Source organism: Propioniciclava sp. LT294, from assembly GCF_059516005.1.
This window is the reverse complement of the sequence record NZ_JCAKNG010000001.1, coordinates 286,799-310,446: the sequence shown is the minus strand read 5'-3', so window position 1 is coordinate 310,446 and position 23,648 is coordinate 286,799. Positions and strand designations below refer to the sequence as shown.

Annotated in this window: 22 protein-coding genes; 13 read left to right on the top strand and 9 right to left on the bottom strand. The window is 72.2% G+C overall.

The annotated features are described in order from the left end of the window. Window positions 1-34: 34 nt before the first annotated feature. Window positions 35-310, bottom strand: coding sequence for an Lrp/AsnC family transcriptional regulator (locus AC5YDA_RS01445; RefSeq protein WP_496188114.1), 276 nt, complete (start codon window positions 308-310; stop codon window positions 35-37). After that, complete coding sequence (locus AC5YDA_RS01440; RefSeq protein ID WP_496188113.1) at window positions 307-2,043, bottom strand: DEDD exonuclease domain-containing protein; 1,737 nt, start codon at window positions 2,041-2,043, stop codon at window positions 307-309. The genes AC5YDA_RS01445 and AC5YDA_RS01440 overlap by 4 nt, the downstream gene beginning before the upstream one ends. A 90-nt stretch (window positions 2,044-2,133) precedes the next feature. On the opposite strand from AC5YDA_RS01440, the gene AC5YDA_RS01435 reads away from it, so the two are divergent. Together AC5YDA_RS01435 and AC5YDA_RS01430 are read left to right on the top strand one after the other, a co-directional pair. After that, on the top strand, window positions 2,134-3,363 hold the full coding sequence (locus tag AC5YDA_RS01435) for an NAD(P)-binding domain-containing protein (protein WP_496188112.1): 1,230 nt from the start codon (window positions 2,134-2,136) through the stop codon (window positions 3,361-3,363). Between the two features lie 90 nt (window positions 3,364-3,453). Beyond that, complete coding sequence (locus AC5YDA_RS01430) at window positions 3,454-3,687, top strand: hypothetical protein (RefSeq protein ID WP_496188111.1); 234 nt, start codon at window positions 3,454-3,456, stop codon at window positions 3,685-3,687. Here AC5YDA_RS01430 and AC5YDA_RS01425 read toward each other — a convergent pair. After that, window positions 3,684-4,436, bottom strand: coding sequence for an alpha/beta hydrolase (locus tag AC5YDA_RS01425; protein ID WP_496188110.1), 753 nt, complete (start codon window positions 4,434-4,436; stop codon window positions 3,684-3,686). The two genes, AC5YDA_RS01430 and AC5YDA_RS01425, sit on opposite strands and share 4 nt — an antisense overlap. Before the next feature lie 52 nt (window positions 4,437-4,488). Between AC5YDA_RS01425 and AC5YDA_RS01420 the strand changes: the two genes are divergently transcribed. The 3 genes from AC5YDA_RS01420 to AC5YDA_RS01410 all read left to right on the top strand — a co-directional run bounded on the left by AC5YDA_RS01420 (window position 4,489) and on the right by AC5YDA_RS01410 (window position 7,720). After that, window positions 4,489-5,247, top strand: a complete 759-nt coding sequence (locus AC5YDA_RS01420) for a lysophospholipid acyltransferase family protein (protein ID WP_496188109.1) — start codon at window positions 4,489-4,491, stop codon at window positions 5,245-5,247. Window positions 5,248-5,315: 68 nt separating this feature from the next. Next, the gene (locus tag AC5YDA_RS01415; protein WP_496188108.1) at window positions 5,316-6,707 is read left to right on the top strand and encodes a class II 3-deoxy-7-phosphoheptulonate synthase; all 1,392 of its coding nucleotides are present in this window, start codon (window positions 5,316-5,318) and stop codon (window positions 6,705-6,707) included. Then, entirely contained in the window at window positions 6,707-7,720 is a 1,014-nt protein-coding gene (locus tag AC5YDA_RS01410) for a threonine aldolase family protein (protein WP_496188107.1), read from the top strand. The genes AC5YDA_RS01415 and AC5YDA_RS01410 overlap by 1 nt, the downstream gene beginning before the upstream one ends. Before the next feature lie 12 nt (window positions 7,721-7,732). Here AC5YDA_RS01410 and AC5YDA_RS01405 read toward each other — a convergent pair whose 3' ends face one another. Continuing rightward, window positions 7,733-8,053 carry a thioredoxin family protein gene (locus tag AC5YDA_RS01405; RefSeq protein ID WP_496188106.1) on the bottom strand — a complete coding sequence of 107 codons (321 nt, stop codon included), beginning with the start codon at window positions 8,051-8,053 and terminating at the stop codon, window positions 7,733-7,735. 22 nt (window positions 8,054-8,075) lie between these two features. On the opposite strand from AC5YDA_RS01405, the gene AC5YDA_RS01400 reads away from it, so the two are divergent. Together AC5YDA_RS01400 and argE are read left to right on the top strand one after the other, a co-directional pair. Beyond that, complete coding sequence (locus tag AC5YDA_RS01400) at window positions 8,076-8,723, top strand: MBL fold metallo-hydrolase (protein ID WP_496188105.1); 648 nt, start codon at window positions 8,076-8,078, stop codon at window positions 8,721-8,723. A gap of 19 nt (window positions 8,724-8,742) precedes the next feature. Then, window positions 8,743-9,912, top strand: a complete 1,170-nt coding sequence (gene argE / locus AC5YDA_RS01395; RefSeq protein WP_496188104.1) for an acetylornithine deacetylase — start codon at window positions 8,743-8,745, stop codon at window positions 9,910-9,912. 48 nt (window positions 9,913-9,960) lie between these two features. Here the strand turns inward: argE and pknB are convergent, their stop codons facing one another. Continuing rightward, on the bottom strand, window positions 9,961-11,994 hold the full coding sequence (pknB, locus tag AC5YDA_RS01390) for a Stk1 family PASTA domain-containing Ser/Thr kinase (RefSeq protein WP_496188103.1): 2,034 nt from the start codon (window positions 11,992-11,994) through the stop codon (window positions 9,961-9,963). A 140-nt stretch (window positions 11,995-12,134) separates the two neighbouring features. Between pknB and AC5YDA_RS01385 the strand changes: the two genes are divergently transcribed. Beyond that, window positions 12,135-12,875: a thiamine phosphate synthase gene (locus AC5YDA_RS01385; protein ID WP_496188102.1), complete on the top strand. Its 741-nt coding sequence runs from the start codon at window positions 12,135-12,137 to the stop codon at window positions 12,873-12,875. Window positions 12,876-12,941: 66 nt separating this feature from the next. Here the strand turns inward: AC5YDA_RS01385 and AC5YDA_RS01380 are convergent, their stop codons facing one another. Further along, window positions 12,942-14,057 (bottom strand): polyprenyl synthetase family protein, encoded by a 1,116-nt coding sequence (locus AC5YDA_RS01380; RefSeq protein ID WP_496188101.1) that lies wholly within the window; start codon window positions 14,055-14,057, stop codon window positions 12,942-12,944. 51 nt (window positions 14,058-14,108) lie between these two features. On the opposite strand from AC5YDA_RS01380, the gene AC5YDA_RS01375 reads away from it, so the two are divergent. Then, window positions 14,109-14,996, top strand: coding sequence for a methylenetetrahydrofolate reductase (locus AC5YDA_RS01375; RefSeq protein WP_496188100.1), 888 nt, complete (start codon window positions 14,109-14,111; stop codon window positions 14,994-14,996). A gap of 18 nt (window positions 14,997-15,014) precedes the next feature. Here AC5YDA_RS01375 and AC5YDA_RS01370 read toward each other — a convergent pair whose 3' ends face one another. Genes AC5YDA_RS01370 through AC5YDA_RS01360 form a run of 3 tightly spaced genes read right to left on the bottom strand, consistent with a single transcriptional unit; the run spans window position 15,015 to window position 18,822 of the window. After that, window positions 15,015-17,210 carry a HelD family protein gene (locus AC5YDA_RS01370; protein ID WP_496188099.1) on the bottom strand — a complete coding sequence of 732 codons (2,196 nt, stop codon included), beginning with the start codon at window positions 17,208-17,210 and terminating at the stop codon, window positions 15,015-15,017. Between the two features lie 57 nt (window positions 17,211-17,267). Beyond that, window positions 17,268-18,221 (bottom strand): hypothetical protein, encoded by a 954-nt coding sequence (locus AC5YDA_RS01365; protein ID WP_496192722.1) that lies wholly within the window; start codon window positions 18,219-18,221, stop codon window positions 17,268-17,270. Between the two features lies 1 nt (window position 18,222). Next, complete coding sequence (locus AC5YDA_RS01360) at window positions 18,223-18,822, bottom strand: DUF4126 domain-containing protein (RefSeq protein WP_496188097.1); 600 nt, start codon at window positions 18,820-18,822, stop codon at window positions 18,223-18,225. A gap of 75 nt (window positions 18,823-18,897) precedes the next feature. On the opposite strand from AC5YDA_RS01360, the gene AC5YDA_RS01355 reads away from it, so the two are divergent. The 4 genes from AC5YDA_RS01355 (at window position 18,898) to AC5YDA_RS01340 (ending at window position 23,613) form a co-directional block, all read left to right on the top strand. Then, window positions 18,898-19,104 (top strand): hypothetical protein, encoded by a 207-nt coding sequence (locus AC5YDA_RS01355; protein ID WP_496188096.1) that lies wholly within the window; start codon window positions 18,898-18,900, stop codon window positions 19,102-19,104. A gap of 117 nt (window positions 19,105-19,221) precedes the next feature. After that, window positions 19,222-19,533 (top strand): DUF6504 family protein, encoded by a 312-nt coding sequence (locus AC5YDA_RS01350; protein ID WP_496188095.1) that lies wholly within the window; start codon window positions 19,222-19,224, stop codon window positions 19,531-19,533. After that, complete coding sequence (locus tag AC5YDA_RS01345) at window positions 19,533-19,910, top strand: SAV_6107 family HEPN domain-containing protein (protein WP_496188094.1); 378 nt, start codon at window positions 19,533-19,535, stop codon at window positions 19,908-19,910. The genes AC5YDA_RS01350 and AC5YDA_RS01345 overlap by 1 nt, the downstream gene beginning before the upstream one ends. Beyond that, window positions 19,903-23,613 (top strand): DNA polymerase III subunit alpha, encoded by a 3,711-nt coding sequence (locus AC5YDA_RS01340; protein WP_496192721.1) that lies wholly within the window; start codon window positions 19,903-19,905, stop codon window positions 23,611-23,613. Before AC5YDA_RS01345 ends, AC5YDA_RS01340 begins: the two co-directional genes overlap by 8 nt. Window positions 23,614-23,648: the final 35 nt, after the last annotated feature.

Genomic DNA, 23,648 nt, shown 5'->3' with positions numbered 1-23,648 from the left:
TTCGGGTCGACCGTCACGCGTCCGCGACCGGGCATCACTCACCCAGGGAGAACGCCGCGTCCAGATCGTGGGTGGAGTAGGCGCGGAACGCGAGGTGGGTCTGTGTGCCGGTCACGCCGACGACCTTGTTGATCTTGCCCGTCACCACGTCGGCGATCGACTCGACGTCGCGGGTGCGGACGATGGCCACCAGGTCGATGTCACCGGTGACCGAGTAGACCTCGGTGACGCCCGTCAGGGTGGCGACCTCTTCGGCGACCTCGCTCACGCGGTCGACCTCGGTGGTGATGAAGACGATGGCGGTGTTCATGGTGCCACCCTATCGAGCACCGGGCCGTCGGGGAGGGCGTGGCGGGGCAGGTCATCCATCGCGATCGACCCGTGCAGGGGCCAGGCCCAGTCGCCCTCGATCTCGAGGATGCGGGTGCCCGGCCGCTCCAGCCACCCCGCGACACGTTCGGCCTCCTCGATCGTGGCGGCGGGCTGGCCCCGCACCGGCTGGGGAACGTGCTCCGCCGCGCGCACGGCGTCCCGTGCCACCGCCTGGACGACCTCCCCGGGCCGGGCCAGCGCAGCGGCGGCGAGGCGTCCGTACCGGATCACGTGCACCTCCCACCCCTTCTCGCCCCGGCTCGCGGCCACGACCTGGGGGCAGCCGGCCAACGCCTCGATCCGCCGGGCGCGCGTCGACGCCCGGACGAAGGCCTCCAGCCGGGCGGTCAGCCGGCCGGCCTCCTCGAACCGTTCGGACGCGATGAGCCGGGCGAGGCGCTCCCGCGGCGCCTGCAGGACACCGCGCACGTCGACGGTGAGACCGGCGCGGACGGCGTCCGCCACGACCACGTAGTCGGCGCGGGAGGTGGTGCCGTCACAGGGGGCGAGGCACTTGCCGAGGTCACCCAGGGCGCAGCGGCTCACGCGCCTGCGCTCCGAGAGCCGCTCGGTGCACTGCCGGATCGGGAACGCCTCGTACACCGCCAGCGCCGCCTGTTCGGCCGCCTCGCGGCGGGAGAACGGGCCGAAGTGGCAGGCCCCGTCGTCGGCGACCCTGCGCACCAGCGACAACCGCGGGTAGGGCTCGTCGGTGAGCTTGAGCCAATGCTGGCGCTCGGGGAACTTCGACCTCCTGTTGTACCGGGGGGCGTGGGCGGCGATGAGGCGCAGCTCCAGCACCTCCGCCTCGAGCGCGGTCCGGCACACCGTCGTCTCGACCCCGGTGCTGATGCGGACCATCTCCTCCATCCGGGGGCGCTTCTCGGCGGCCGTGAAGTAGCTGCGAACGCGATGGCGCAGGTTGACGCTCTTGCCGACGTAGAGCACCTGGCGGCGGACGTTCCCCTCACGGTCGGGCAGGTCCGCCACGAACTGGTAGACGCCCGGCGCCGCGGGCACGTCCGAGGCGAACGTCCGCTTGGCGCGGCGTTCGGGGGAGACTCCCCGGGTGAACTCGAGCAGGTCCTCCAGCGTGTGGACGCCGAGGTTCCCGACCCGCTCCAGCAGGCCGTGCAGGACCTGGACCGTGGCCCGTGCGTCCGTCAGGGCCCGGTGATTCGGCGCCTCGGGGGCGCGGAAGTGCCGGGCCAGCGTGGCGAGCTTGACGTTCGGCACCTCATCGCGCATCAGGACGCCTCGGGCCAGGGCCACCGTGTCCACCACGCCGAAGCCGGGCCACGGGATCTCCTGGGCCGCACACGCGCGCTTCAGGAATCCCACGTCGAAGCCCGCGTTGTGGGCCACCAGGACGGCGCCCCTGGCGAACTCCAGGAACGGCGGGATCACCTGGTCGACGCGCGGGGCGTCCGCCACCATCGCGTTCGTGATGCCCGTCAGGACCGAGATGAGCGGCGGGATGTGCGCGTTCGGGTTGACCAGCGTCTGGAACTCGCCGATCACCTCACCGCCCTCGACCCGGACGGCTCCCACCTCCGTGATCGACGCGTCCGCGCCCGCACCGGTCGTCTCGAGATCCACCACCACGAAGGGGGTGGTGGCGAGGTGGCGGCCGAGGTCGTCGAGGCTGGGCTGGAGGGCGGAGGTCGTCATGCCGGCAGACGCTAGGGGCCGGGGCCGACACTTTCCGTGCAACCGCGAGGGCCGGGGAATCGGACGGGCGCCCGCGGGGTTGTGGTGGCCATGACCACGACCGCCCGACTCGCCGACCGCCACCTCGACGTCACCATCGTCGGTGCGGGACAGGCCGGGCTCGCAGCCGCGCACGAACTGGTCGTGCGAGGCCTCGTGCCCGGCGAGTCCATGGTCGTCGTCGACGGCAACGACGGCCCGGGCGGGGCCTGGCGCCACCGCTGGGACAGCCTGACCTTCGACAAGGCGCACGGCATCGCCGACCTGCCCGGGATGCCTCTGGGGCGTCCCGATCCGGCGGTGCCCTCACGCCTGGTCGTCGCCGACTACTACGGTCGCTACGAGGAGAAGTTCGGGCTGGAGGTCGTCCGACCGGTGCAGGTCGTGGCGGTTCGTGAGGCCGGACACCTCGACCGGCCCGGTGCGCTGCTGGTCGAGGCGACCGGGCCCCAGGGTCCGTTCAGCTTCACCACCACGCTCCTGATCTCGGCGACCGGCACGTGGACCAACCCCTTCGTGCCCTACGTCCCCGGCATCGAGACGTTCACCGGCCGCCAGTTGCGCACCGTCGACTACCGGCGTCCCGAGGACTTCGCCGATCGCCGCGTGCTGGTCGTCGGCGGTGGGCTGAGTGCCGTCCAGTTCCTGCTGCCGATCGCGACGTTCGCCGCGACGACGACCTGGGCGACGCGGCGTCCGCCGAACTTCACCGCGTCGCCGTTCGTGAAGAACGACTGGGGCGTGGCCGTCGAGCGCGCCGTGCGCGAGCGCACGGGCGCGGGGCTGCCGCCGGCATCGGTGGTGCGGACGACCGGGATCCCGCTCTGGCGCGAGTACCTCGACGGGGTGGACGCCGGGGTGCTGGTCTCGCGCGGGATGGTGCGGTCGTTCGGTCCCACGACGGCGCGGTTCGAACCCGAGCCGGCCTTCACGCACGGCGCCGAGGGGCTGGGTCCCAGCGCGTCCGGTGCGTTGGTGGTCCCCCCGTCCTGGCAGCCGTTCGACGCCGTGACCGACGTGGACGTGGACACCGTCCTGTGGGCCACGGGCTTCCGGGCCGCCCTGAAGCACCTGTCGCCGCTCCGCCTGCGCGAACCCGGTGGCGGGATCCTCATGCGCGACGAGGTCCGGTTGGCCAAGGACGACCGGATCCTGCTCGTGGGGTACGGCTCGTCCGCCTCCACCACGGGCGCGACGCGGGCCGGACGCCGTGCGGGACGCGCGGCGTGGGCACAGCTGGGGGTGCGTGCCGCGCCCCGTGCACTCGTGCGACAGGTCTGAGGCCGACCCCCGCGCCGGGAGACCCGCGACGTCGCCGCGCGCGGACACCCGTCCACGCCAAATGTCAGACCCCCCTGCAACGGTGGCGACATGGACACGATGTTGGTCGATTGCAACGCCTGTGCCGCCCGCGGGCCGGCCTGTGGCGAGTGCGTGGTCTCGGTGCTGCTGGGTGCGCCGGTCGAGCAGGGGGAGGGTCTGGCCCCCGATGAACGGGCGGCGCTGGACGCCCTGGCCTCTGGCGGCCTCCTGCCACCGCTGCGGCTGGTGCACGCGGTCGAGCGGGTGTCCGAGGAGAGGTGGCCCCGGACGCGCCGGGCCTAGCGGCCCCGTGCCACGATCCGGTCCACGAACTGCAGCGACTGCTCGACGATGGTGTTCGCGTCGTGGTCGAGCGTGGCCACGTGGTAGCTGTTCGCCAGGTGCACCTCGGTGATGTCGGTCGACGACACCAGGCGCAGGATCGTGTCGGACGACGAGGCGGGCACCACGTGGTCGACCGTCGAGCGGAACAGGATCATCGGGCAGGTGACCAGGTCGAGCACCGAGCGCACGTCGGTCCACAGTTGGTGCAGTTCGTGCACGCCGCGGACCGGGGTCGTGTCGTAGGAGCCCTCGTCGGCGCCCTCCAGCGCGATGTCGTTGCCGATCGCGGGCCTCGACGGCACGAGGTACTTCAGCACGCCCGCGAACCGCGCCATCGGGTCGACCGCGCCGAGGGCGGGGTTGACCAGCATCAGGCCAGCGACGTCGGTGTGGTGCTCGGCCAGACGCAGGGCCAGGGAACCGCCCATCGACAAGCCGGCCACGAACACGTGTTCGCAGCGCTCCTGGAGGCGGAGGTACTCGGCGTCCACGCAGTCGTACCAGTCGCGCCAACTCGTGACGTTGAGTTCCTCCCACACGGTGGCGTGCCCGGGCAGCCGGGGGAGCGCCACCGTGTGCCCGGCCTCGGCGGCCCGGTCGGCCCACCCGCGCAATGAGGCGGGCGAGCCCGTGAAGCCGTGGCAGAACAGGATGCCCACGTCGTCGCCGTCGGCGTGGAAGGGGCGCATGTGGTCCGGGTTCGCCATGGCGCCATCGTAGGGGCGAGAGCATTAGGCTGACCCGGCAGGAGGTAAGCAGATGAGTTGGTACGGGTTCTTCAAGGTGCCCTTCGTGCAGTTCGTCAAGCACGGCTACAAGGCCACGATCACGGGGGCGGAGAACATCCCGCGCACCGGCGGGGTCATCCTCGCCAGCAACCACGTCTCCTCCGCCGACACCTTCCTCACCCCGGCGCTCATCGATCGCCAGGTCACGCTCCCCGTCAAGGCGGAGGCGTTCCGTCGCGACCAGGGCTTCGTGTGGGGCGCCATCGCCTGGTTCCTCAAGGCCGTGGGCATGGTGCCGCTCGACCGCACCGGCGGACGCGCTGCCGTCGACGGGCTCGGCCCGGTCATCGAGGCCCTCCAGCAGGGGCGCGTCGTCGGCATCTACCCCGAAGGCACCCGTTCGCCCGACGGACGGCTCTACCAGGGCAAGACGGGCGTCGCGCGCCTCGCGTTGATCACCGGCTGCCCGGTGGTCCCGGTCGGGATCCGCGGCGCGGAGATCACCGGAAAGAAGTTCGGCATCCCGTGGGTCGATCGTCCGCGCGTCGTCGTGGGTGAGCCGCTGGACTTCTCCGCCTGGCAGGGGCTGGAGGACGACCGGGCGCTGGCGCGTTGGGTCACCGACGAGGTCATGGCCGCCATCCAGCAGCTCACGGGCCAGACGTATGTGCAGGCCTACGCTTCCTCGATCAAGTCGGGTTCGGTGGATGCCGCCGAGGCGGACCGTCGCGTCAGGGAGCGGCCCGGCGGTGGCCCGGCACCCACGCCGCCGCCCAGCGCGTCCGCTTGAGGCGAACGCCCGTACCGCAACCCGGTCCCGACCGCGGCCCACGCGTGACGAACGTCTATTCTGGGTGGGTGTCCACAACCATCCCTTCGCTGACTGACCTCCACGCCATCGGAGCGGCCCAGCAGCCGACCTATCCCGACACAGAGGCGCTCGCGTCCGTGGTGGGAGCGCTGCGGCAGCGGCCGCCGCTGGTGTTCGCGGGGGAGGCGGACGAGCTCAAGTCCCGCATCGCCGACGTCGCGGCCGGCCGGGCCTTCATGCTCCAGGCCGGTGACTGCGCCGAGACGTTCGGCAACGTGACCGCGGTGAACATCCGCAACGCGCTGCGCGTCCAGTTGTCCATGGCGGTCGTGCTGCAGTACGCCGCGCAGGTCCCGGTGGTGAAGGTCGGCCGCATCGCCGGCCAGTACGCCAAGCCGCGCAGCAGCAACGACGAGACCCGCGACGGTGTGACCCTGCCGGCCTACCGGGGGGACGCCGTCAACGGGTTGGACTTCAACGCCGCCTCCCGCATCCCCGACCCGAAGCGCCTGCTGGACGTCTACAACTCGTCCGCCGCCACGCTGAACCTCGTGCGGGCGTTCGTCAACGGCGGCTTCGCCGACCTGCGCACCGTGCACAGCTGGAACACCGACTTCGTCCGCAACTCGAAGGTCGAGGCGAAGTACGAGCAGCTCGCGGACGAGATCGAGCGCGCGATGGCGTTCATGATCGCGTGCGGCGTGAGCGACGACGCGTTCCGCACGGTCGACTACTGGGCCTCCCACGAGGCCCTGCTCATGGAGTACGAGCACGCGCTGACCCGGATCGACTCGCGCACGGGGCTGGCCTACGGCACGTCCGGGCACCTGCTGTGGATCGGTGAGCGCACCCGCCAGGTCGACGGCGCGCACGTCGAGCTGTTGAGCAGGCTCCGCAACCCGATCGGTGTGAAGCTCGGCCCGTCGACGACCACCGCCCAGGCGCGCGAGCTCGTCGAGCGACTCGACCCCGACAACGAGCCGGGCCGCCTGACGATCATCACGCGGATGGGTGCCGGCAGGGTCCGGGACGCCCTGCCGCCGATCATCGAGGCGATCGAGGGCACCGGGCGCAAGGTCGCCTGGGTCTGCGACCCGATGCACGGCAACACCTACTCGACGGCGCGGGGCTACAAGACGCGCGCCTTCCCGGTCATCTGGGACGAGGTCGACGGGTTCTTCGACGTGCACGCCGAGCTGGGCACCTGGCCCGGTGGCGTCCACATCGAGCTGTCGGGCAACGACGTCACCGAGTGCGTGGGCGGTGTCGACGAGCTCGACGAGGACGCGCTGGCCGACCGCTACGAGACCGCGTGCGACCCGCGCCTGAACCGCAACCAGGGCATCGAACTCGCGTTCTACCTCGCCGAGCGACTGCGCACGGACATCCTGCGGCGCGGCAGCAACCCGGTGCAGGAGTTCGTCCCGCGGGAGATGTGATGATCGACCTGCGTTCGGACACGCTGACCCAGCCGACGGACGCGATGCGCGCGGCGATGGCCGCCGCACCGGTCGGCGACGACGTCTACGCCGAGGACCCGACGATCGGGGAGCTCGAGTCGCGGGTCGCGGCCCTGCTCGGCCACGAGGCGGGCCTGTTCTGCGCGACCGGGTCGCTGGCGAACGTCCTGGGTGTGGCCCAGCACGTCAAGCCCGGCCAGGAGGTGCTGTGCGACTCCGGTGCGCACATCGCGCGCGCCGAGATGGGGGCGCACGGCGCGCTGACCGGGGTGACCATGCGGACGTGGGTGACGTCCGACGGGCGACTCGACTCGGCCGCGGTGGAGGCCCTGCTCTCCCCGGACGCCGGCCCCTACCTCGTCTCCACCGCCTGCGTCGAGGTGGAGAACACCCACAACTTCGGCGGCGGCACGGTGCAGTCGCTGGACGCCCTGCGCGCGACGCGGGCCCTGTGCCAGGACGCGGGCGTGGCGATGCACCTCGACGGCGCGCGCCTGTGGAACGCCCACGTGGCGACCGGCGTGCCGCTGGCCACCTACGGGGCGCTCTTCGACACCGTCAGCGTCTGTTTCAGCAAGGGGCTGGGGGCGCCGGTCGGGTCGGTGTTGGTCGGCTCGGCCGAGGCCATGGCGTCCGCCCGCGTGCTGCGCAAGCGGTTGGGTGGAGGCTGGCGCCAGGCCGGACTGCTGGCGGCGGCCTGCCTGCACGGGCTCGACCACCACGTCGAGCGGCTGGCCGAGGACCACGCGGCGGCGTCGGCGTTCGCCGAGGCCGTCCGCTCGGCCGGGGTCGACGTTGCCGAGCCCGAGACCAACATCGTGATCGTGCCCACCGGGTCGCGCACGGCCGGAGAGGTCGTGGCGTCGGCGTCCGAGCGTGGGGTGAGGATCTCGGCGGTCGGGGCGCGGGTCGTCCGTGCGGTGACGCACCTGGACGTGACCGTCGACCAGTGCCACGACGCCGGCACGGTGGTCGCGGAACTGCTGGCCTGACCGGCGCCCTGCTCAGACGTCCAGTGCTGCGATCGCGTCGGCGACCGCCTGACGACTGCCCGGCCGGACCACGCGGGACACCTCGACGCCGTCGCGCAGGAACACCAGCGTCGGCCAGAGCTTGATCCTGAAGGAACGCCCCAGCGGGCGGCCCCTGCCGTCCTCGGCGCGGATGCGGATGATGTCGGGGCGCTCGGCCAACTCCGGTTCGATGAAGCGGGAAGCCGCGCGGCAGTAGCCGCACCAATCGGTCCCGAACTCGACCACGACGGCTCCGGTCATGGCGTCGAGGGCGTCGCGGGTCGGTTGGTCCTCGAGGTAGCCAGTGCTCATCCCCCGAGCTTAGGTTGGTCCCATGCAGATCACGCACCTGGGCCACGCGGCCGTCCTGCTGGAGGTGGCCGACCGGCGGATCATGTTCGATCCGGGCAACTTCTCCGACGCCTGGCACGGCTTGACCGACCTGGATGCCATCGTCGTCACCCACCTGCACCCCGACCACATCGACCCCGAGCACATCGGGGCGCTGATCGCCGACAACCCCGGCGCGCAGGTCTGGGTGGAGCCGGGGGTGCTCAGCCACCACCCGTTGCCCGCGGGCGTCCAGGGCATCGCGGAGGACGAGACCGTCGACCTGGGTGGCGTCCGGATCGAGGCGGTGGGAGGACTGCACGCGGTCATCCACCGCGACATCCTGCGCATCGGCAATGTGGGCCTCGTCGTGAGCGCCGAGGGGGAGCCGACGTTCTTCCACCCCGGGGATTCGCTCGACACCGCCCCGGCGGGCGTCGACGTGGTCGCGATCCCGATGATGGGGCCGTGGGCGGCCATGAAGGAGCACATCGACTTCCTGCGCGAGGTCGCGGCGCCGCAGGGCTTCGGCATCCACGAGGCGCTGCTCTCCGACCGTGGCTGGGCGCTCGCGCACGGGCGCTACAACGAGATGACGCCCACGACCGTGCACGACCTGCGCGACGGGACGCCGTGGGTGCCCGGCTCGTGACGGTGGTAGACAGGACGCCATGACGTCTCCCTCCGCCGGCGTGCTGGCCTGGCTCGAGCGCCTCATCGGCATCGACACCACCAGCCGCGACTCGAACCTGCCCCTCGTCGAACTCGTCGCCGGGCATGCGCGCTCGCTGGGTCTGACGCCGCACCTGTTCCCGAACGGGGACGGGACGAAGGCGAACCTCGTCGTGACGGTGCCGGACGCCCAGGGCGGCACGGACGGCGGCGTCATGCTGAGCGGGCACAGCGACGTGGTCCCGGTGGACGGCCAGAACTGGACCTCCGATCCCTTCACGCTGACGGAGCGGGACGGACTGCTGTACGGCCGCGGGGTCACCGACATGAAGGGCTTCGACGCGATCATCGTCGACGCGCTCGCCGCGTTGGTCGCCCAGCCGCTGCGGGAGCCGGTGCACGTGGCCCTGTCCCACGACGAGGAGGTCGGGTGCATCGGTGCCCAGCCGCTCGTGGACGGCCTGCGCTCGGTGGGCATCGCGCCGCGGGTGTGCTTCGTCGGGGAGCCCACCTCGATGCGGATGATCCGGGCCCACAAGTCGATCAACCTCGTGAAGGTGACCTTCCATGGCGTGGCGGCCCACTCGAGCCTGACCGCCGAGGGCGTCAACGCGATCGAGTACGCGGCAGCGGCGGTGCGCCACTGGCGTGACCAGTGCGATCGCTGGCGGGCGGAGGGTCCGTTCGACGAGGCCTACCCCATCCCCTACACGACCGGTTCGGTGAACCTCATCAGCGGCGGCAACGGCGTGAACATCATCCCGGCCGAGTGCACGCTGACGTGCGAGTTCCGCTCGATCGCCCAGACCGACGACGAGCAGGTGATCGCGGGGTTCGAGGCGTACTGCCGGGATCTGGAGCGCGCCATGAAGGCGGAGCACGCCGATGCGTGGGTCGACTTCCAGGTGCAGACGGCGACCGTCGGCCTCGACACCCCCGCGGACGCCCCGGTCGTCGAACTGGGTCGCGAGCTCGGGTTGGCCGTCGAGCCGGACAAGGTCACCTACGGCACCGAGGCCGGTATCTACGCGCTGGCGGGCATCTCGACCGTCGTGTGTGGTCCCGGCGACATCGCCCAGGCCCACAAGCCCGATGAGTTCATCGATCCCGACCAGCTGGCCCAGTGTGAGGCCTTCATCGGACGGCTCATCGAGCACCTGCGCGTCTGACCCAGCGCCGCGGCAGGCCCTCGGCGCCGGGCTTCGGAGCCCTCGGCGTCAGACGAGGTTCAGGACGACCTTTGAGCCCTTCGGAAGGCTGGCGCCCTCACCGGGCTCGACGCTCAGCACCATGCCGAAGCCGCCGTTGACGAGGCGCCTGAACTCCGGCACCAGGCCGGCTTCGCGGACCTTGGCCGCTGCGTTGTCGGCCCCCATCCCACGGAGGCCGGAGGGGACCGTCACCATGACGGGTCCCTTCGACACGACGGCGGACATCGACCCGCCGCGCAGCAGGTGACCGTCACCGGGGTTCTGTGAGATCACGGCTCCTTTGGCCACCGTGTCGTGGTTCTCCTCGCTCAGGTCGACCCTGAGCGCGTTGCCCTTCGCCCACGCCTGGAGTTCGCCGACGGGCTTGCCGACGAAGCTCCTCACCGCGACGGGAGCCGGACCCTTCGAGACCACGAGGTCGATGGGGGAATTCCGCTTCGCGGGGGTGCCGGCCTTCGTGCCCTGCGCGATGACCACCCCGGGGGCGACCGTGTCGCTGTGCTCCTCCGCCACGTTGCCGACCGACAGGGAGGTGTCGGTGATCAGCCGTTCCGCATCCTCGCGCTGCTTCTGCACGACCGACGGAACCGTGAACCGCTCCGGCCCGCGCGAGACCCAGGCCTTGACCGTGCCGTCCCGCAGCACCCGGTCGCCGGGGCCCGGCTCGGTACGGATCACCTGGCCGGCGGGGACGTCCTCGCTGTACTCCTGCTGGAACTCCACCCGCACGTCGGAGGCCAGCGCCGCGGCCGTGGCGTCCGCCTGTGTGAGGGACGCCAGGGAGGGCGCCGTCGTCCAGCGGCCCTCGGCCAAGTACCAGCCACCCCAGCCGGCGCCACCGAGCACGGCGATCACGATCAGGACTGCCACCAGCCGCCCCCAGCGAGGGCCGGAGCGCGGACGGGATGCGGCCGAGCCCCCGGGCACCGGCGCCGGGGTCGGGCGCGCCGACAGTTCGGGGAAGGTGCGGGTGTGGGGGGACTGCGGGGAGTAGGGCAGGGGGCCGGTGCTGTAGAAGGGTGCGCCGTCGACCGAGACGTCGAACGTCGGCGACACCGGCGTCACCGGGGTGAACCGGCGTTCCGCGCCCAGCCGCGGCGGCATGGTCGGCACCGGCGTGGTCGCACCGTCGGCCGCCTCGGGCTCGGTGTGGCGCATCCGGGCCACGAGGGCGGGGTCGTCCACGACGCCGCGGGCCAGGGCGTCCTTGGCCGCGCGGAGGTGGCCGAGCAGGACGCCGGCGTCCGCGGGCCGGCTGGCGCGGTCACGGTTGGCGGCCGTGGTGACCAGCGCGTCCAGATAGGGCGGGATGCCACCGCGCCCGTCGCGCCACGTCGTGGAGACCTCCATCGACGGCGCCGGGATCTGGTTGTGCACGTGGCTGTAGGCGACCTGGATCGGCGTCTCGCCCTGGTGCGGCTTGCGGCCGGTCAGCATCTCGTACAGGACGATGCCGAGTGAATAGACGTCGGAACGGGCGTCGGCGCGGCCCCGCGTGACCAACTCGGGCGCGATGTAGGAGACCGTGCCGATGACCAGGCCGGTCGTCGCCGCGTTCGACTGCGCGGTCACCGCTCGCGCCAGCCCGAAGTCGGCGACCTTCACCTGGCCCCGGTCGGAGATGAGGACGTTCTCCGGCTTGATGTCCCGATGGATCAGGCCCGCCTGGTGCGCGGCCGCCAGCGCGGAGGCGACGGGCTCCAGGAGCTCGACGGCCCGGCGCGGCTCCATCGGGGCCTCGCGCGTGATGAGTTGCCGCAGGGTGCAGCCCGGCACGTACTCCATGACGATGTAGGGGCGGCCCGCGTCCATGCCCTGGTCGAAGACGCTGACGACGTTCGCGTGGGACAGGTGGGCGGCGGCCCGGGCCTCGGTGTCGAAGCGTGCGGCGAAGTCGTCGGAGTCGCCCAGCCCGTCGTTCATCACCTTGAGCGCGACGGTGCGGGACAGGCGCAGGTCGTTGGCGACGTACACGGTGGCCATGCCCCCGCGCGCAAGCTTCTTGACGACCTCATATCGGTCGTCAAGCACGTGGCCCACGAGGCCACCGTTGCGGTCAGTCGTCAACACAGTTCTCCGGCATGGATCGGGGAAGAGAGGCATGCCAGTCCCGCCTCGAGTGTAGGCAGGCACGCGTCGAGGGCCCCCTCGACCCGCCGGTGATGTGGCAGGCTTGCCCTGTGACCGCACTGATGGGGATTGCCACCCGGCTGAAGCTCGCCCGCCTGATCCACATCCTGCCCGACGAGCCGGAGTCGGTAGGGCCTCTCGCCCGCGCCAGCTATGCCGGGGGTGCTGACGCGGTGATGCTGGACGAGGATCTCGCGGACGTCATCGCCGACGACACCGCTGCCGACGGACTCGACGCGATCACCGAGGCCGCCCGCCCCACGCAGGGCCTCACCGCCTACTTCGGACGCCCCGTCCGTGCCGCCGCGCTCTCGCCCGACCTGTTCGTCCTCGCCGACGACGAGGCCGACCCGGCCCGCACCCGTCTGATCGTGGGGGAGTGGACGCTGATCGGGCGCCGCTGCAACAGCACTGAGGAGACCGAGGCCGCCCTCGCCCACCCGGACGTCGACTTCCTGCTCGTGGGGCCGGGCCTGCCGCTGATCCGGCACGCTGCGCAGAAGGCGCCGCAGGATGACCCGGCGTCCAAGCCCTGGTTCGCCGTGGGCGGCATCACGCTCGAATCGCTGGACGCCGTCCTGCGCGGCGGGGCCAAGCGCGTCGCCGTCGGCGGGGCGATCACCCGGGCGTCCGACCCGCGGGCGGCCGCCACGGAACTGAAGGATCGACTGCGGGCCGCCTGGGACGGTGACCCGGGGATGGAGGAGGTCATCAGCTCGGCGTTCGGGACCTCACCGAAGCTGACCTTCGACCCCTCGCTGCTCCCACCGAGCGACGACCTGCACCTCTGAGGCCCGCGCACCCCGGCGCGACCCGACGTCATCCACACCTCGCGCGAGGGGGCTGGACGTCGGGGGCTAGAAGTCCCGACGGACGGCGAGACGGGCCAGGTTCTCCAGGCCCTCGCGCCCGGCGTCGCTGAGGTCGGCCCGCCCGAGGGCGGACAGGGCGGCGTCGTACTCGCGGTGGATCTCGGCCTCGACCGCGTCCCGGGCACCGGAGGCGTCGATGATGGCCCGGGCCCGGCCCACACCCGCCGCGTCCAGGCGGGGGTCGCCGAAGAGCGTCGCCAGTTCGGCGGCGTCCGACGCGGACGCCCGGCCGAAGGCCTCGGCCGCGAGCAGCGTGAGCTTGCCGACCCGGAGGTCCTCACCCGAGTCCTTGCCGGTGAGTGCCTCGTCCCCGTAGATGCCCAGCACGTCGTCGCGGTACTGGAACGCGCGCCCCAGCGGCTGGCCGAAGGCGGTCAGGGCGTCGAGCTGGGCGTCGGTCGCCCCGGCGATCGACGCACCCAGCAGGAGCGGGCGGCGGATCGTGTAGGAGGCGGACTTCCACGTGACGACGGTGCGGGTCAGCGCCGTGAGCTGCTCGCGTCCCTCCGGGGTGCGGCTCAGGGGGTAGGGGTCGCGGGCCTGCGCGAGGACGTCGAGGTACTGGCCGGCGGTCACCTCCGTGCGCATCGCCTCCAGGTGCGGACGCCCGCGCTCGGCCTCGTCGGTGGTCAGGCCGGCGCGGCGGAACATGTCCTCGGACCACACCAGCAGCAGGTCCCCGAGCAGGATGGCGCCGGCGCGACCGAACTGCTCGGCGTCACCCCGCCAGGACTCCCCGCGGTGGTCCGACTCGAACTGGCGGTGGGCGGCGGGGACCCCCCGGCGGAAGTCCGAGGCGTCCATCACGTCGTCGTGCATGAGCGCCGACACGTGCAGGACGTCGAGCGAAGCGGCGGCTGCCACCACGGCGTCCGGCAGGTCGAGCGTGCCAGCCACCGCGGCGTACGCCCAGGCGCAGAACGCGGGACGCAGGCGCTTGCCGCCGTCGGTGAAGACCCGGGCGCGTGCCAGGAGCGGCGCCGTCGCCGGGTCGATGCCGTCGAGCACCACGGACCGGGTGTCCAGGAACGACGTGATCGCATCCGACACCCCCGCGCGGAACTCGGCGGAGACAGGCTTGGCGGAATCGAGGCTGACCACGCTCCGAGCCTACCGGCGGCCGAGATGGCCCCCTGAACTAGGGTGGCCCGCATGTCTGAGTCCATCGTCGAGCGGTTGGCGCGCAGGAACGGTCCGACGTTCAGCGTGGAGTTCTTCCCACCCTCTGATGACGCGGGCGTCCAGCAGCTGATCGGCACTGTGGACAGCCTGCGCCAACACCAGCCCGACTGGATCTCGGTGACCTACGGTGCGACGGGGGCGAGCCGCTACAAGACCTTCGCGGCGGTGGGGGCGATCCGGGGGACGACCGACAGCCAGTTGATGGGCCACCTGACCGTGGCCGGCCAGCCGCTGGGAGAGGTCAGGCGCGCCCTGGACGCCTACGCCCGGCTCGGTGTCACCCACATCCTCGCGCTGCGGGGCGACCCGCCCGGTGGTGGACGCTTCGAGCCCCACCCCGACGGCTTCATCAACGCCACCGAGTTGGTGCGGTTCATCAAGGGCTACGGCGACTTCACCGTCGGCGTCGCGGCGTTCCCCAACGCGCACCCGGAGGGTTCGGCTGACCTCGACGCGCGGATCCTGCTCGACAAGCAGGAGGCCGGCGCGGAGTTCGCCGTCACGCAGATGTTCTTCGACCCGCAGGCCTACGTGTCGATGGTCGGCCGGTTCGGGCAGATGGGCGGCACCATGCCGGTGATCGCGGGCATCATGCCGATCACCGCCGCCTCGCAGATCGAGCGCTTCGGCGCGATGTCCGGGGCGCCCCTGCCCCCGGACGTCGTGCTCCCCCTGCGCGAGGTCGCCGACGACAAGGAGCGCTTCCGCGAGGTGGCCCTCGGCATCGTCACCCAGCTCTGCCGCGACGTCATCGACGCCGGCGCTCCCGGTCTGCAGTTCTTCACGCTGAACCGCTCCACGGCGACGTCGGAGATCCTGGGGCGGCTGCGCGCAGACGGGGTCGCGCAGGCGTCCTGAGGGGATTCTGCGACCCGGTCAGCCGGCCGGGCGCCACGCACCGGGGCCGTCGATGTCGACGGCCACCAACCGCTGCGTCGGTCGCGTGAGGGCGACGTAGAGCACCCGGACGCCGCCCGGGGACTCCGCGACGATCTCGTCGGGGGAGACCACCACGACCGCGTCGTACTCCAGGCCCTTGGCCTCCAGCGGCGAGACGAAGAGCACCCGCTCGAGGTTGGCCGGGTTCATCCGGGTCCCCAGCCGCGGGGGCAGCAGTTCACGCAGCGCGTCCAACCGCGACGGCGGCGCGATGATGCCGACGGTGCCGCCCACGGCGTCCGTCATGCGGTCGACGACGCGGACCAGGTCGCTCACCAGCGCGGAGGATGAGGTCTCCAGCAGTTCGGGGTCGTGCCCGGTCGACCGCACGGCCCGGGGCAGGTCGGCGCGCGGGTAGGCCACCTTGACGACCTTCGACGCGAGGTCGAACACCTCGGCCGGGGAGCGGTAGTTCACCGACAGGCGGAACTCGCGGTGCGGCGCGTTGCCGATCAGGTCGCGGACCGCGCGGCCCACCTCGTCCAGATCGGGCCAGGAACTCTGGGCGATGTCGCCGACGATCGTCCAGGACGCCTGCGAACCGCGGCGGCGCAACAGGCGCCACTGCATCGGGGTGATGTCCTGGGATTCGTCCACCAGCAGGTGGGCGTAGGTCTCGTGGCGATCCTCGGTGAGGTCGTGCTCGACGGTGCGCCGCAGCCTGTCGGCGGTGGTCACGAACTCGGTGACGTCCTCACCCCCCTCGATGAACAGGCTCGGGCCGGTGTCCTCGACGGGTTCGGGCCCCAGGATCGAGACGAGCTCGTCCAGGAGTGCCATGTCGGCAACGGTCCACTCATGCCCGTCCGCGTAGGACGACGACAGGACACCCTGCTCGTCCCGGGTGAGGATGCCGTCCGCGACCCTGGCCGTGACGCGGGGGTCGGCGAGCCGGCGCAGGACGTCCGTGGCCGCCAGCGGTGGCCACCACGCGTCGACGAAGTCGCGATAGGAGGTGGCGTCGGTGATGAGGTCCGGGACCGCTTCGGGATCCACGTCCGCATCGTCGGGAACCTGCGCGGCGAGGGCGGCGACGAGCGCCTTCTCTGCCGCGGCGCGCCCGAGGTTCACACGCTGGTGGGCGAGCACGCCCGAGCGGATGCGGGTGAGCTGGGCGGCGTCCAGCTTGAGCACGTTGCCCTTGACGGTCACCAGCAGCGAGGGCGGCTCGGCATCGGGATCGCCCAGTGGCAGGTTGATGAGGTTCTTCAGCACCGACACCATGCGGAGCGAGCCCTTGACGAAGGCCGTGGGCGCGTCATCGACGACCTGGGAGGACAGCCCGCCCAGCACGTCGCCGGCGACCTGGCCGATGGCGCGCAGCGTCACCGAATCCTCACCCAGGGAGGGGAGCACGCGCTCGATGTAGTTCATGAACACCGGGCCGGGACCCACGACGAGGATGCCGCCGCGCTCGAACCGGCGCCGGTTCGAGTACAGCAGGTAGGCCGCGCGGTGCAGGGCCACGACGGTCTTGCCGGTGCCGGGGCCGCCGCTGATGATCGTCACGCCGGGGTGGTCGGCCCGGATCGCCATGTCCTGCTCGGCCTGGATGGTGGCGACGATGTCCCTCATGCGAATGCCGCGCGAGCGCGACAGGGAGGCCATGAGGGCGCCCTCGCCGATGATCGGCAGGTCGTCATGGTTGGACTCGGCGTCCAGCAGGTCGTCCTCGATGCCGACGACCTTGTCGTTGCGACAACGCAGGACGCGGCGGCGGACCACGTCCATCGGCTGCTGCGGGGTGGCACGGTAGAACGGCTCGGCGGCGCGGGCGCGCCAGTCGATCACCAGCGGCTCGTACTCCTCGTCGCGGACGCCGATGCGCCCGATGTAGCGCACCTCGCGATGCTCGGGCTCCTCGAGGTCGAGCCGACCGAAGACCAGGCCCTCGTGCTCGGCGTCCAGCACGGCGAGGCGCTTGGCGGCCTGGAAGGTGAAGGCGTCGCGCTCGAAGAGCGCCGTCCCGTCCTCCTCGCGCATCCATGTCTGCCGGTCGGACTGGAAGATCTGGTGGCCCGTCTGGGCCGCGCTGCGGGCTGACTGTGCCGCCTCGTCGAGGCGTGCGTAGACGGCGTCCACATGAGCCTGCTCTTGGGCGAGCTCGCGGGCGAGGAGTTCAGAGTCGTTCAAGGCGGAGGGTCCCTGTCCTGTCTGTTTTCGGCCAGAGGCCAACTCTACCCCTTCCCCTCAACGCGCGAGTGCCTTGTTCGTCGGACGGATGTCCTCGCCCGTCAGGAACTCGTGTGCGGCGTACGTCGCGAGGGCGCCGGTGAGGAGTTGGGCCCACGGCTCCGTGCCGCCGGGGCTCGACGCCGATGCGTGGAACAGGCCCGGACGTCGCTGGTCGCGCAGGGCGGGGCGGGCCAGCAGTTGCTCCACGAACGAGTCGCGGCCCGACCACCGGGGCGGACGTCGCCAGGACGCGCCCGGGTCACGGGTGTCGATCGTCGCGTCCGACTCCCGGGGGGCCACGTCCGTGATGAGGACGCCCCGCTCGGCGAGCCGGTCGGCCAGCACGTCCACCAGCGCGGACGCCGGACGCGGTGTCCCGGCGGTGTCCTGCAGGCGCCAGCGCCCGAAGGTCCGCTCGACGGCCAGCCGGGCGGTGAACCAGGCAGGGGTGGCCTCCGGAGCCAGCCCCCGGTCGGACGCCAGCGCCACGACCCGAGCGGCCAGCGCCGGGTGCGGGAGCGTCCTGGCCACGTCGGCCAGGCTCCGGCGCGGGTGGAGGCCGGCGCGGACGACGGCGTCCGGGGTCAGTTCGGCCTCCAGGCCCAGGGGGCGCATCGTCTGCCAGGTGTCGTCGGCGGCGTCCACGAAGTCGCGCCAGGCCTTGGCGTTGGCCTCGCCGAGGGTGGCGACGTCGGCGTACCAGACGTCCCCGCGGTCGGTGGGGGCGCCGTCGGGGTCAGGGACGAGGTCGAGCCCGTGCAGTCCCAGCGCGCCGGCGGCGGGGCGTCCGGACTTCTTGAACAGGTCGCGCCAAGGGGCTGGGAAGTCGAGGGTGTCGCCGAGGGCCGAACGCAGCGCGTCCGCCTCGCCGGGGGCCGCCACCAGGGTGGTCTCGTGGCCGGCCCGGGCCAGCCGGACGGCCGCGGCGACGCCGGCGAAGGTGTGGCCGAGGACGGTGACGCGGCCCACGTCAGGCGGGGGTGGGGGAGTCGTTGCGGTTCCGCCAGCGTCGGAAGGCGGCCCAGCCGCGCCGGATGCGGCTGGTGATCGACCACAGCACCACCAGTCCGACCACGATGAGGACCGCGACCACGATCGCTGCCGCGACGGGGGCCAGGGCGACGAGGGTGGCCACGCCGGTCACCGCGACATCGCCGGTCGCGGAGGCCGCCACGTTGGTGAAGGGTTCGGGCGAAGTGTTGACCGCCAGGCGGATGCCCGCCTTGGTGAGGTGGCTGACGAGCGCGGTGATGCCGCCCACCGAGGCGAGCGTGATCGTGGCGAGGTCGCCCGTGGCTCCGGCGTAGACCGCGCCGATCGCCGCGCCCGCGATGGGCCGGATGACGGTGGAAACGGTGTCCCAGGCGCTGTCGATGTAGGGAATCTTGTCCGCGACCAGCTCGATGGCGCACAGGATGCCCATGATGACCAGGACGTCGGTGCGCTGGAACCCGGCGGGGATCCCCTCGATGCCGGCGAAGCGGCCCAGGACCCCGAGCACGAGCACGGTGCCCCAGGCGTTGATGCCACTGGCCCAACCGGAGGCGAATGCGGCGGGAAGCATTTCCATGGGGTCAGGGTAGTACCGGGTAGGGTGGGCGCCGTTCCGCCCCTCCTGGGGCGCCCGCGGCCAACAGGAGGCACCATGAGCGATGCACTGGAGTTCCTGAAGGGTGTGGACAAGCTCCACGCCTTCTACACCGAGCACGTCCGGATGTTGGCGCACGCGTACCACCTGACCGATGAGGAGGCCGCGCACATCCTCGACACGCACGACTTCCGCAACGTCGCCCGCTCGATCCTGCGCCCCCCGCGCGTCGATGTGATGGACAGCACCTTCCGCCGGTTGTGAGTCGCTCGCGGTGACCCGCGGGGTCGCGGTGGGCCACGGCCTCGCCCTCGGCAAGCGCTCTTGACGGACTGTCGGAGGGGGTGCGTAGAGTGGTGAATCCTTCGAACGGAAGTTCGAATGAGGTTTCCTGTGGGGTGGATCATGCGGCGCTACGACGAACCGATCGCGGTGCGCGCGGGTGAGGTGGAGGGCCTGCCCGCGCCGGTGGAGTTCCTGTGGCGCCGCAAGCTGTGGCGCGTGCTGGGGGTGGAATCGCGCTGGCGTGAGACCGCGGACTGGTGGTCCCTGAGGGAGTCCGGCGACCTGCTCGCCGAGGCCGAGGTGTACCGGGTGCTCGCCAGCTCGGGGCGGTCGGCGCTGCCGGGCGTGTACGAATTGGCGCACCCGGTCAACGGGGAGGAATGGATCCTGCGGACGGTGGTGGACTGATGTCCGCCGAAGCGGTCCGCACCCACGGCGCCCCGGACGCCGTCGACGACATCGCCGCCGCCCTGGCCGCCGCCGAGGACGCGGTGCGTCCCGCCGAGCGCTACCTGGCCGCCCACCGCGCCGCGCTGCGGGTGGCGGCGGGCGTGCTGGCGCGCCGGCGCCCGCGGTTGCGGGAGCGGGTGGGCATCTGGACGGTCCTGGCCCGCGTCGCGCCCGAGTTGGGGGAGTGGGCCGACTACTTCGCGATGATCCAGCTCAAGGTGCAGGCGGTCGACGCCGGGGCGGTGGGTGTCGTCAGCACCCGCGAGGCCGACGACCTCGTCCGCGACGCGCGCGCGTTCGCCCGGGCGGCCGGCCCGGGGGCGCGGGATGCCTGATCCCTTCGTCCACCTGCGCGTGGCGTCCGGGTACTCGTTGCAGTACGGCGCGTCCCACCCCAGCGCGCTCGTCGAGGCCGCCGCCGGCCACGACATGGACACGCTGGGGCTCACCGACCGGGACGGCCTCTACGGGGCGGTCCGGTTCGCCAAGGCGTGCCTGGCCAGCGGCGTCGCGCCCGTGGTGGGTGTGGACCTCGCGGTGGCGAACGACCCGCGGCGTCCGGAGCGGGGCCGCACGCGGGCGGTCGTCCTGGCCGAGTCGCGGGCGGGCTGGGGGTCGCTGTGCCGGCTGGTCAGCGCCACGCACGCACGCGGTGAACGAGGGGCGCCGGTCACCACCCGGGGCTTGGTGGGGGAGCACCGCGACGACGTCGTGGTCGTGCTGGGCCCCGACTCCGACCTGGGGGTCGCGCTGGCCCGGCGCGACGAACGGGCCGCAGAAGGTGTCCTGGCCGACTGGCTGGAGGTCGTCGAGCCACACCAACTCGTCGTCGGCGTCACCAACCACCACCTCGCGGGGTCGGGTCCCGGGTCGGCGCGGTTGGCCGGGCACATGCTCGCGTTCGCGGACGCCCGCGGGCTGACCGGCGTCCTCACCAACGCCGTCCGCATGGCGCGCAGGTCGGACGCCCCGATCGCCGACGTGCTGGACGCCGCCCGGCGCCTCGTGCCGCTGGACGTCCGCAACGTCGACCGGCGCAACGCGGAGGGACACCTGAAGTCCGGCAAGGAGATGCTGTCCACCGCCGAGGAGGTCGCCCTGCTGGCCGGACGTCGCGACGCGACCGGGCTCATCGGGGACACCCGTCACCTCGCCCTGCGTTGCCGCCTCGACCCGGTCGCCGACATCGGCCTGGGTGAGATCCACCTGCCCGAGTTCCCGGGTGGGCTGGCCGAGCTCCGCGCCCGGTGCGAGTCCGGCCTGGCCGCCCGCTGTGCCGCGCCCACGGCGTCCGTGCGGGACCGGCTGGAGGACGAGCTGGCGGTCATCGAGCAGATGGGGTTCGCCGCCTACTTCCTGACCGTGGCCCAGGTCGTCGACACGGTGAAGGAGATGGGCATCCGGGTCGCGGCGCGCGGTTCGGGTGCGGGATCGCTGGTCAACTACTGCCTGGGCATCTCGGGGGTCGACCCGATCCGCTACGGCCTGATCATGGAGCGGTTCCTCTCGCCGCTGCGCCGGGCGCTGCCCGACATCGACATCGACGTGGAGTCCGCGCGCCGGCTCGAGGTGTACGACCGGGTGTTCGCCGACTTCGGTGCCGATCGGGTCGCAGCGGTGGCGATGCTGGAGACGTACCGCGTCCGCCATGCGATCCGGGACGTGGGGGCCGCCATGAGTCTCCCGCCCGGCGACATCGACCAGATCGCCAAGTCGTTCCCCCACATCCGGGCCCGCGACGCCCGGCATGCCCTGCGCGAGCTGCCCGAGCTGCGGCGGGCCAACCTCGGCGACGCGCAGTTGCGGGTGCTGTTCGAACTGGTCGAGGGGCTGGACGGGCTGCCCCGGCACGTGGCGCTGCATCCCTGCGGGGTGATCCTGTCCGACGCGACGCTGGGGGGCCGGACGCCGGTGGAGAGCTCGTTCGGCGGCTACCGGATGAGCCAGTTCGACAAGGACGACGTGGAGGACCTCGGGCTGCTGAAGCTCGACATCCTCGGCATCCGGATGCAGTCCTCGATGGCCCACGCGCTGGACGAGATCGAACGGGTCTCCGGAGAACGCATCGACATCGACGCGCTGGCGCCCTACGACGACCCGGACGTGTACGGGATGATCTCCCGCGCGGAGACCATCGGCTGCTTCCAGATCGAGTCGCCCGGCCAGCGGGAACTGGTCGGCAAGTTCTCCCCGAGCGAGTTCAACGACCTCGTCATCGACATCAGCCTGTTCCGGCCCGGCCCGGTGAAGTCGGACATGGTGGTGCCGTTCCTGCGCGCCCGCAACGGCTGGTCCGAGGCGGTGTACCCCCACCCGAACCTGAGGCCCGCGCTGGCCGAGACGAAGGGGGTCGTCGTGTTCCACGAGCAGGTGATCAAGGTCGTCGCCGCGATGACGGGCTGCTCGCTCGCCTACGGCGACGAGGCCCGGCGCGCGCTCGGCTCACCCGAGGGGCAGGAGGACGTGAAGCGCTGGTTCTTCCCGGCCGCGCGCAAGCTCGACTACGACGAGCGGCTCATCTCCGACGTCTGGGCGATCCTCGTCTCGTTCGCGTCCTTCGGGTTCTGCAAGGCGCACGCCGCGGCGTTCGCGCTGCCCACCTACCAGTCGGCGTGGCTGAAGTGGCACCACGGCGCCCCCTTCATCGCCGGGCTGCTCACCCACGACCCGGGCATGTACCCCAAGAGGTTGATCCTCGCCGAGGCGCGGCGCATGGGCATCCCGGTGCTGGGGCTGGATGTGAACGCGTCCGATGCGGTGTACCGGGTGGAGAGGGTGGAGGGCATCCTCGGGATCCGGCTCGCCCTGACCGACGTGAAGGGCATCAGCGAGGCCGAGGTGGAGCGCATCGTCGCCGGGCGGCCGTACAGCGGGCTGGTCGACTTCTGGCATCGCGCCCGGCCCGGATCCGACGTCGCCGAGCACCTCGTGCTGGCGGGCGGGTTCGACTCCCTCTACGGCATCGACCGGCCGCAGGGGCTCGGGACGCGGGGGCGGATCACCCGCCGGGACCTGCTGCTCACGCTGGCCGACCTCGAGCGGGCCGACCGTGTGGACGCCCGGGCCCACGGCCGTGCCCGGGGGCTGGGCGCGGGCGGTGCGACCGGGCACCAGGCCGTCCAGGTGGCGTTCGACTTCACCGAGCCGGCGACCCTGGCGCGTGTTGCTGAGGGAGGTCCATCCGGCCCGCCGGTGGGTCCGGTGGACGTCCCCGGCGACGTGCGTGTCTCCGGCCTGCCGGAGATGACCAGTGAGGAGCGGATGGCCGCCGAACTTGCCGTGCTGGGCATGGACGCCACCCGCCACGTCATGGAGGACCACCGCGACTTCATCGAGGCGATCGGCACGACGAGGTCGGATGAGCAGATGAAGCGACGCAGCGGCAGCCGACTGCTGGTGGCCGGGGTGAAGGTGGCCACGCAGACGCCCCCGGTGAAGTCCGGCAAGCGGGTGGTCTTCCTGACCCTGGACGACGGGACGGGCCCGGTCGACCTCACCTTCTTCGAGGATGCCCAGGGTCCCTTCGCCCGGACGGTGTTCAACGCGTGGCTGGTCGTCGGCGTGGGGGAACTGCGGCGGACGGGTGCGCGCGGTGTCTCGTTGCGGGCGCTCGGCGCGTGGGACCTGCTCCACCTGGAGGCCCTGTGGCGCTCCACGCTCGAGGCGACCGGTGATGAGCGGGCGGCGGTCGCCGCCGTCCACGGCATCATCGACGCCGACCTCGCGGCGCAGGCGTCCGGCGTGGCCGAGAACGAGCGGCTCAGGGCCGACTGGAACGCCCGGTCGCAGGATCGGCCGTACGCCGACGGTGGGGGCGGGTCGCAGGGGGAGCGGGCCAGGCGCCGGGCCGACACCGAGCACGCCGGAGCGGCCGGCGGCATAGGCCAGCGGCGGGTGCTCATCCACCCCAGCGGGTTCGTGCAGTCGCCCTACACCGACGTCGCGCCGGCGGGGGAGTCCCCGAAGTCGGTCCCGAGGAAGTTCGCCGACCCGGGGCGCAAGCTGTGGCACTCCAGCCCGGGGTCCTCGGGGCGATGACCGGTGGGGTGGCCCCTCAGCGCCGCAGGGGTGAG

Coding starts and splice junctions, on each gene's coding strand:
- AC5YDA_RS01440 (WP_496188113.1), bottom strand. CDS start 2,043: ATGACGACCTCCGCCCTCCAGCCCAGCCTCGACGACCTCGGCCGCCAC.
- AC5YDA_RS01360 (WP_496188097.1), bottom strand. CDS start 18,822: ATGGAAATGCTTCCCGCCGCATTCGCCTCCGGTTGGGCCAGTGGCATC.
- AC5YDA_RS01420 (WP_496188109.1), top strand. CDS start 4,489: ATGAGTTGGTACGGGTTCTTCAAGGTGCCCTTCGTGCAGTTCGTCAAG.
- AC5YDA_RS01345 (WP_496188094.1), top strand. CDS start 19,533: ATGTCCGCCGAAGCGGTCCGCACCCACGGCGCCCCGGACGCCGTCGAC.
- AC5YDA_RS01355 (WP_496188096.1), top strand. CDS start 18,898: ATGAGCGATGCACTGGAGTTCCTGAAGGGTGTGGACAAGCTCCACGCC.
- AC5YDA_RS01350 (WP_496188095.1), top strand. CDS start 19,222: ATGAGGTTTCCTGTGGGGTGGATCATGCGGCGCTACGACGAACCGATC.
- AC5YDA_RS01445 (WP_496188114.1), bottom strand. CDS start 310: ATGAACACCGCCATCGTCTTCATCACCACCGAGGTCGACCGCGTGAGC.
- AC5YDA_RS01425 (WP_496188110.1), bottom strand. CDS start 4,436: ATGGCGAACCCGGACCACATGCGCCCCTTCCACGCCGACGGCGACGAC.
- AC5YDA_RS01410 (WP_496188107.1), top strand. CDS start 6,707: ATGATCGACCTGCGTTCGGACACGCTGACCCAGCCGACGGACGCGATG.
- AC5YDA_RS01400 (WP_496188105.1), top strand. CDS start 8,076: ATGCAGATCACGCACCTGGGCCACGCGGCCGTCCTGCTGGAGGTGGCC.
- AC5YDA_RS01375 (WP_496188100.1), top strand. CDS start 14,109: ATGTCTGAGTCCATCGTCGAGCGGTTGGCGCGCAGGAACGGTCCGACG.
- AC5YDA_RS01405 (WP_496188106.1), bottom strand. CDS start 8,053: ATGAGCACTGGCTACCTCGAGGACCAACCGACCCGCGACGCCCTCGAC.
- AC5YDA_RS01340 (WP_496192721.1), top strand. CDS start 19,903: ATGCCTGATCCCTTCGTCCACCTGCGCGTGGCGTCCGGGTACTCGTTG.
- AC5YDA_RS01435 (WP_496188112.1), top strand. CDS start 2,134: ATGACCACGACCGCCCGACTCGCCGACCGCCACCTCGACGTCACCATC.
- argE (WP_496188104.1), top strand. CDS start 8,743: ATGACGTCTCCCTCCGCCGGCGTGCTGGCCTGGCTCGAGCGCCTCATC.
- AC5YDA_RS01430 (WP_496188111.1), top strand. CDS start 3,454: ATGGACACGATGTTGGTCGATTGCAACGCCTGTGCCGCCCGCGGGCCG.